General features: G+C 34.3%; 7 protein-coding genes, 3 tRNA genes and 1 other annotated feature. All 10 genes read right to left on the bottom strand.

What is annotated here, in order from left to right; genetic code table 11:
• The coding region (locus RWL86_RS08010) for an aminoacyl--tRNA ligase-related protein (protein ID WP_314078672.1) at window positions 1-907 on the bottom strand (907 nt) is incomplete at its 3' end.
• A 51-nt stretch (window positions 908-958) separates the two neighbouring features.
• Window positions 959-1,163: a binding site (T-box leader), on the bottom strand.
• Between the two features lie 343 nt (window positions 1,164-1,506).
• The gene (locus RWL86_RS08005; RefSeq protein WP_314078669.1) at window positions 1,507-2,577 is read right to left on the bottom strand and encodes an ABC transporter substrate-binding protein; all 1,071 of its coding nucleotides are present in this window, start codon (window positions 2,575-2,577) and stop codon (window positions 1,507-1,509) included.
• Window positions 2,574-3,410, bottom strand: a complete 837-nt coding sequence (locus RWL86_RS08000) for an ABC transporter permease (protein WP_314078666.1) — start codon at window positions 3,408-3,410, stop codon at window positions 2,574-2,576. The genes RWL86_RS08005 and RWL86_RS08000 overlap by 4 nt, the downstream gene beginning before the upstream one ends.
• The gene (locus tag RWL86_RS07995; RefSeq protein ID WP_314078665.1) at window positions 3,410-4,219 is read right to left on the bottom strand and encodes an ABC transporter permease; all 810 of its coding nucleotides are present in this window, start codon (window positions 4,217-4,219) and stop codon (window positions 3,410-3,412) included. Before RWL86_RS07995 ends, RWL86_RS08000 begins: the two co-directional genes overlap by 1 nt.
• Entirely contained in the window at window positions 4,212-5,321 is a 1,110-nt protein-coding gene (locus RWL86_RS07990; RefSeq protein WP_314078663.1) for an ABC transporter ATP-binding protein, read from the bottom strand. The genes RWL86_RS07995 and RWL86_RS07990 overlap by 8 nt, the downstream gene beginning before the upstream one ends.
• 22 nt (window positions 5,322-5,343) lie before the next feature.
• Window positions 5,344-5,886 (bottom strand): helix-turn-helix domain-containing protein, encoded by a 543-nt coding sequence (locus RWL86_RS07985; RefSeq protein WP_006703927.1) that lies wholly within the window; start codon window positions 5,884-5,886, stop codon window positions 5,344-5,346.
• 418 nt (window positions 5,887-6,304) lie between these two features.
• Window positions 6,305-7,171, bottom strand: coding sequence for an ROK family protein (locus RWL86_RS07980; protein WP_314078659.1), 867 nt, complete (start codon window positions 7,169-7,171; stop codon window positions 6,305-6,307).
• Window positions 7,172-7,249: 78 nt separating this feature from the next.
• Window positions 7,250-7,323: transfer RNA gene (locus tag RWL86_RS07975), tRNA-Pro, on the bottom strand.
• A gap of 11 nt (window positions 7,324-7,334) precedes the next feature.
• A tRNA-Arg gene (locus tag RWL86_RS07970) sits at window positions 7,335-7,408 on the bottom strand.
• A 27-nt stretch (window positions 7,409-7,435) separates the two neighbouring features.
• Window positions 7,436-7,509: transfer RNA gene (locus RWL86_RS07965), tRNA-Arg, on the bottom strand.
• Window positions 7,510-7,585 lie beyond the last annotated feature (76 nt).

Raw genomic sequence — 7,585 nt, 5'->3', positions numbered from 1 at the left:
AGATAGCTGGATTTTTCTTCCATGGTCCAACTGGAATTAAAACTACTTGTGTTGGCGCTACTTTTGGAGGTAATACTAATCCTTGTTCGTCTCCGTGTGTCATAATTAATGAACCGATTAAACGAGTAGAAACTCCCCATGAAGTTGTATGTGCATGCACATGTTCATTTTCTTTTGTTAAATATTTAATATCAAATGCTTCCGCAAATTTTGTACCCATATAATGAGAAGTTCCAGCTTGTACAGCTTTTCCATCTTTCATCATTGCTTCGATTGAGTAAGTATCTACTGCACCAGCAAAACGTTCTGATGGAGTTTTTTGTCCTTCATAGACAGGAACTGCTAATACACCTTCTACTACTTCTTTATAAATATCTAACATTCTCATTGTACGACTACGTGCATCTGCTTCATCTGCATGAGCTGTATGTCCTTCTTGCCATAAAAATTCTGATGTACGTAAGAATGGTAAAGTTTTCTTTTCCCAACGGAATACATTTGCCCATTGGTTTACTTCATATGGTAAATCACGGTATGAATTAATCCAGTTTGAGAATGCAGTTCCAATCATTGTTTCACTTGTTGGACGTAAAGCTAAACGCTCTTCTAATTTTTCACCTGCTGCTTCTGTTACCCATGGTAATTCTGGAGCAAATCCTTCAATATGATCCGCTTCTTTTGTGAAGAAGCTTTCTGGAATTAACATTGGGAAGTAAGCATTACGAATTCCTTCCTCTTTAAAGCGACGGTTAAATTCTTCTTGAATATGTTCCCAAATTTCATATCCGTCTGGTTTGAAAATCATACATCCACGCACTGGTGAATAATCCATTAAATCAGCTTTTTGAATGGTTTGAATATACCATTTTGAGAAATCTTCTCTTTGTAAATTTGTTTTTTCTGCCATAGTAGCACTCCTTTTCTAATGATTGTGGAACAAAAAGAGCCACTCCTCCTATAAAAGGACGAATGACTCGCGGTACCACCTTTAATTACATTTTCATTGTTAAATGTCTCTTGGAACGTGATAACGGTACGCAAACCGGATTATTTTCATAATCAATCTATTGGTAGGTTCAATTCTAAAAGCGGGGGTTCTCTCTCAGCCATGAAGAACTTTCTGTACCCATTAAAGAACTTACTATTCCATGCATTATACTACCGAAAAAATAGCTAGAAAGCAAGTGTTATGTATATTTTCTAAAATAAATTCACTTGTTGAAGTATAAAATGAAGTACAGAAAAAATTGCATAGCAGCACTACCCATGAGACCGCAGGTCTGCTGGCGTCCTTTTGCTACTATCTCGCAAAGTCTAACTCATAAACGAACTCTCATAAATATCATTCCAAAAGAAAAGACTTTGCATAGTAATATTAGTGATATAATCAGCAACTGCTGATTATATCACAGGGAAAATTGAGACCTTAGGCTCAATTTTTAGGCATGAAACCAAAGGTTTGCTGCCGTCCTTTATTACTATAAAGCAAAGTCTCTTTCGCCTCTATTAGTTGCGGAAAATCTTAGCCTCCAAGAACAAGTCATTATACAACCCTAGCAACTCAGAACCTAGATTCTCATACACTTCCATATGCTCCATCTGCTCATCCGTAGGATAAAAAGTTTCATCACTCGTCACATCTTCCGGCAACAACTCTAAAGCATCCTTATTAGGAGTTGAGTACCCAACATATTCCGCATTTTTAGCAGCCACATCCGGTCTCAATAAAAACGAAATAAAACGATACGCACCATCATAGTTTTTAGCTGTTTTTGGAATAACAATATTATCAAACCATAAGTTCGTTCCCTCTTCCGGTAAGACATACGCTAAATCTTCATTTTTCTCCAACATCTTCGCAGCTTCTCCAGAGAATGACACACCAATGGAAGCTTCCTCTTGCGCCATATACGTCTTCATCTCATCCGCAATAATCGCTTTAGCATTTGGCATTAATGTTTTCAAGAATTTACCCGCTTCTTTTACAACTTCAGGATCCTTTTCATTCAAAGAATATCCTTGAGTTTGAAGCGCAATTCCCATCATTTCTCTAGCACCATCGATAAATAAAATCGAATCTTTATAGTCCTCTTTCCATAAATCAGACCATTTCGTAATTTCACCTTCAGCAATATTTTTTTTATTATAAATAATTCCTAAAGTTCCCCAGAAATAAGGAATACTATAACGATTATTTGGATCAAAACTCTTATTCAAGAATTTCTCATCTAAATGCTCAATTCCTTCAATTTTAGAATAATCTAATGGCACTAATAAATCTTCTTTTAACATTTTATGAATCGCATATTCACTTGGAATTGCCACATCATAATTCGTTCCACCTTGTTTAATTTTTGTATACATTGCTTCATTGGAATCAAATGTTTCATAAATAACTTTATAACCAGTCTCTTCTTCAAATTGAGTAATTAAACTCGGGTCAATATAGTCTCCCCAGTTGTATACAATAATGGTATCAGGATTTCCAGCGATAGCAGTTTCAAAATTTTTTCTAAAAAGTAATAACCCAAAACTTGCGACTAAAATTGCCCCGACAAACATCATTAATCGCTTCATCGTATTACCCCCTTCGCTAAATCATTCTCTGCATTTTTTTGATTTAAACGTTTGGCTTGGTATTGTTGAATGAAATAATATCCAATCACTAAAATTAATGAGAATAAGAACATTAATGTACTTAAAGCATTAATTTGTAAACTAATTCCTTGACGAGCTCTTGAATAAATCTCAACCGCAATTGTAGAGAATCCATTTCCTGTTACAAAGAAAGTTACCGCAAAATCATCTAAAGAATACGTAAATGCCATAAAGAATCCACTTAAAATACCAGGTGTAATCGATGGTAAAATAATACGTGTTAACACTTGAGAACTTTTTGCACCTAAGTCACGTGCAGCAGTAATCATTGAACGATTCATTTCTGTTAATTTTGGTAAAACCATTAATACAACAATCGGAATATTAAACGCAATATGCGAAAGTAGTACAGACCAAAATCCTAATTTAAATCCAATAAATGTAAATAAAATTAATAAACTTGCCCCGATAATAACGTCTGGTGAAACTAATAAAATATTATTCATTCCAAGAACAAATTGTTTTCTTCTATTTGAACGAATAAAGTCAATCATAATTGCACCAAGGGTACCAATAATTGTTGCACATAGAGCTGATAACAAAGCTAAAACTAAAGTATCAATTACAATACCAATTAATCTTGTATCGCCAAGAACAGCCCTATAATGTTCTAAAGTAAAGGATTGGAAATCATTCATTCCCCCACCACTATTAAATGAGTAATAAATCAAATAGAAAATTGGAGCATACAGTACTGCAAATATAAATACTAAATAGGCATTTGATAACCAATGATTTTTCTCTAATTTCATTATGCTTCTCCTCCTTTTCTACGATCACGTGTTACAAACATTAAGACAATCATCGCCACAATTAAGACAACCCCAATTGTTGAACCCATTCCCCAGTTTTGTGTTACTAAGAAATGTTGCTCAACGGCAGTCCCTAATGTAATCACACGGTTCCCCCCAATTAAACGAGTTAACATGAATAGAGAAAGTGAAGGAATAAATACTGCTTGAACTCCACTTCTTACACCACTCATTGTTAATGGAATGACGACATTTTTTAATGTTTGCCAAGGAGTCGCCCCAAGGTCACGGCTTGCCGCAATTAAAGAACTTGGTAATTCTTGTACCGCATTGAAAATTGGTAAAATCATAAATGGTAATTCAATATAAGCAGCTACTGTTAAGAAGCTAAAATCTGTAAATAAAAACTCTTTTGGTGCAATTCCAAATAATGATAAGAATTGATTCACTGTACCTGTTTGGCTAAAAATACCAATAAAAGCATAGGCTTTTAATAATAAATTGACCCATGTTGGTAAAATAATTAATAATAACCATAAATTTTTATGTTTAGTTTTACTTAAAAAGTAAGCTGTTGGATAACTCACGACTAAAGTCACTAATGTTACTAAAAAGGCATACCACACTGAGTTAAATGTCATTTCTAAATAATTACCAGAAGAAAAATAATTCGTATAGTTTCCAATTGTTAATTGATTATTAATATCGAAAAATGATTTATAGAAAATCATCGCCAAAGGCGCTACTACAAATAATGCCAACCATAAAAGATATGGAATGGAAAAGAACATACGAGAATTTTTAGTCATTGCTATTGTCCTCCACTTCCTCATAGCTTTCTAGACGTGCATCAAATTCTTCTTCACTTTCTCCAAAACGCATTACGTGAATATCTTGTGGTTCAAAGTATAAACCAACTTTAGAGCCAACTTCTGCTTTCTTCGTTGAGTGAATCATCCACTCATTTTTATTTTCGTCATAACAAATAATTTCATAGTGAACTCCACGGAATAATTGTGTATCCACTTCAACGGTTAATTTTCCTTTATCTACACTTGTTAAAGATAAATCTTCCGGACGAATAACGATTTCAACTTTTTCATTTGGACGCATACCGGCATCGGCACATTCAAATTCTTTACCAACAAATTCTACTAAGTAATCTTCCTTCATCACACCGGCAACGATATTACTTTCCCCGATAAAGTCCGCAACGAAACGGTTGATTGGTTCATCATAAATATCTACTGGAGTACCTGATTGAATAATTTCTCCACCATTCAATACGAAAATTTCATCACTCATCGCAAGAGCTTCTTCTTGGTCGTGTGTAACGAAAATAAATGTAATTCCTAAACGTTGTTGTAATTCACGTAATTCATACTGCATGTCTGTTCTTAATTTTAAGTCTAATGCTGATAATGGTTCATCTAATAATAAAACCTCTGGTTCATTAACTAAAGCACGAGCAATCGCTACACGTTGTTGTTGTCCTCCAGACATTTGAACAATCTCACGTTTTTCATATCCTGATAATTGAACTAATTTTAATGCTTCAGAAACTTTTTGCTTAATCACATCTTCAGGTAATTTTTTCAAACGTAAGCCAAATGCTATATTTTCAAACACATTCATATGTGGGAATAATGCATAGTCTTGGAATACAGTATTTACCTTACGTTTATTCGGTGGTAAATCTGTTACATCTTCTCCATTTAAAGTAACAGAACCTGTTGTTGCATCCGTAAAACCAGCAATAATACGAAGAATAGTAGTTTTACCACATCCTGAAGGACCTAATAATGTATAAAATTTTCCTTTTTCAATTTCAAAGTTAATATTTTTTAAAACTTGAGTATCATCATAAGATTTTGTAACATTTTCAAATGTAATAATTGCATTGTTGGACATGTTTTGTACCAATCCTTCCTTTTTATAAATAAGAATTTGTTGCGACAATTAACACCTTACTTGTTTCATTGCCAGCATTTTTAATTTGGTGTTTAGCAGAAGCTTCAAAATAAAAAGATTCTCCTTTAGAGACAACTTCTATTTGTTTTCCTACTTTTACTTGTACTTTACCTTCTAGAACATATCCAAAAGTTTCGGATAATGATGGTTGAAAAACTTTGTATTCCCCTTGAGGTTTAAACTCTAATATTACAGGTTCCATTTCATGTTCATTTGAATCTGGATTTAACCAAGTCACTATTGTTTTATGTTTTGGATCCTCCATCACGGTCATATCTTCAGGCCCATAAACGGTTAAAGCTTCTTCTGGTCCATCTTCAAAGAAATCCTTTGGTGCACATCCTAATACTTCTAAAATATCAAAAAATGTGTCCATCGAAGGTGAACTTAGGTCGTTTTCCAATTGGGAAATATATCCTTTAGATAAATCCGTTCTCTCGGCTAATTCTTCTTGGGTAAGTCCTTTTTGAACACGCAGAGCTTTCAAATGACTCCCTATTTCCATCTTACCCCTCCATTCTTTAAACTAAAAGTTTAATAACACTATGACTCATTATACTCTAAGTTTAGTAATAGTCAACAAATAAATTACAAAAAATAAAAAAAGAACCCTATACAATGTATAGAGTTCATACAAATAGATAACGAAATAAACATGGAAAGTAGCATTCAAGACATGAAACCGAAGGTTTACTGCCGTCCATTACTACAGTATAAGAAGTCAGTTATTATTAACGCTCTCTTATTATATCCGTTTAAAAAGAAACGACTTCTCACAGTAGCATTAGTAATATAAGCCAAATTGGCTTATATTACTGGAAACTTTGAGACAATAGGCTCAAAGTTTAGCTATGAGATTCGCATTTGCGAAGCTGCTAGCGTCCAATATGCTACATTCAGAGAAGTCAATTTCTTGAATCTATCTATTTTAAAAGAGCCTTCGCCATTGCTAAGCATCCAATTGTTGCTGCATTATTTCCTAAAGCAGGAGTTTGTAAATATTCATCAACAGAAGGATATCCAACATAACCATTCATCAATTTCTCAAATTCTTGCTTAACTTTTTCCAATAAATGAGACTGCTGCATAACCCCACCACCTAAAACAATCACTTCAGGTGCTAAAATTAATGTCGTATTATAAATACATTGTGCAGCATAGTAAGCCTCAATATCCCAAATTGAATCAGTAGGCTCTAACTCAAATGCAGGACGTCCCGCTTTTTCTTGTAAAGCAGGCCCAGCTGCTAAACCTTCTAAACAATCAGAGTGGAAAGGACAAACACATTTAGCAGTATCTTCTGGATGACGTTTTACAATCATATGACCCATTTCAGGGAAATTCATCCCACCAACAAATTCACCACGTTGAATAGCACCGCCACCAACACCGGTTCCAAATGTATAATACACTAAACTTTCTAAATCTTTTCCGTGACCAAAATAATATTCACCATAAGCTGCTGCGTTCACATCCGTTGTCCAATTGATTGGAACATTTAAATGACGTTTCAATTCACCAATAAAATCAAAATTTTGCCATGCTAATTTAGGAGTAGAAGTAATATAACCAAATGTAGCAGATTTTTTATTACTATCAATAGGTCCAAATGCACCTACACCAACAGCTTCTAATTCTTGCTCATATTTTTTAAAAAATTCAAAAACTTTGGGTAAAGTTTCTTCTGGAGTTGTGGTTGGAATTGATATTCTTTCTAAAACTTCCATATCATGATTTCCAATCGCACAAACAAACTTTGTACCACCAGCTTCTATACTACCTAATACCATATAAAATTCCTCCAATTTGTTAATAATTTTATTATATACAAAAAAAGACAAGTAAGCTAGCACTTACTTGCCAATAAATCGGGAATACAGGATTCGAACCTACGACCCCTTGGTCCCAAACCAAGTGCTCTACCAAGCTGAGCTAATTCCCGTAAGTAAAAAATGCACCCAACAGGAGTCGAACCTGTAACCGCTTGATTCGTAGTCAAGTACTCTATCCAATTGAGCTATGGGTGCTACTTATTCACTTATATATAGAAAAAATGCACCCAACAGGAGTCGAACCTGTAACCGCTTGATTCGTAGTCAAGTACTCTATCCAATTGAGCTATGGGTGCTACTTATTCACTTATATATAGAAAAAATGCACCCAACAGGAGTCGAACCTGTAACCGCTTGATTCGTAGTCAAGTA

Origin of the sequence: uncultured Granulicatella sp. (assembly GCF_963515095.1) — a bacterium.
GTDB lineage: Bacteria > Bacillota > Bacilli > Lactobacillales > Aerococcaceae > Granulicatella.
This window is presented reverse-complemented; position numbering and strand designations above follow the sequence as displayed.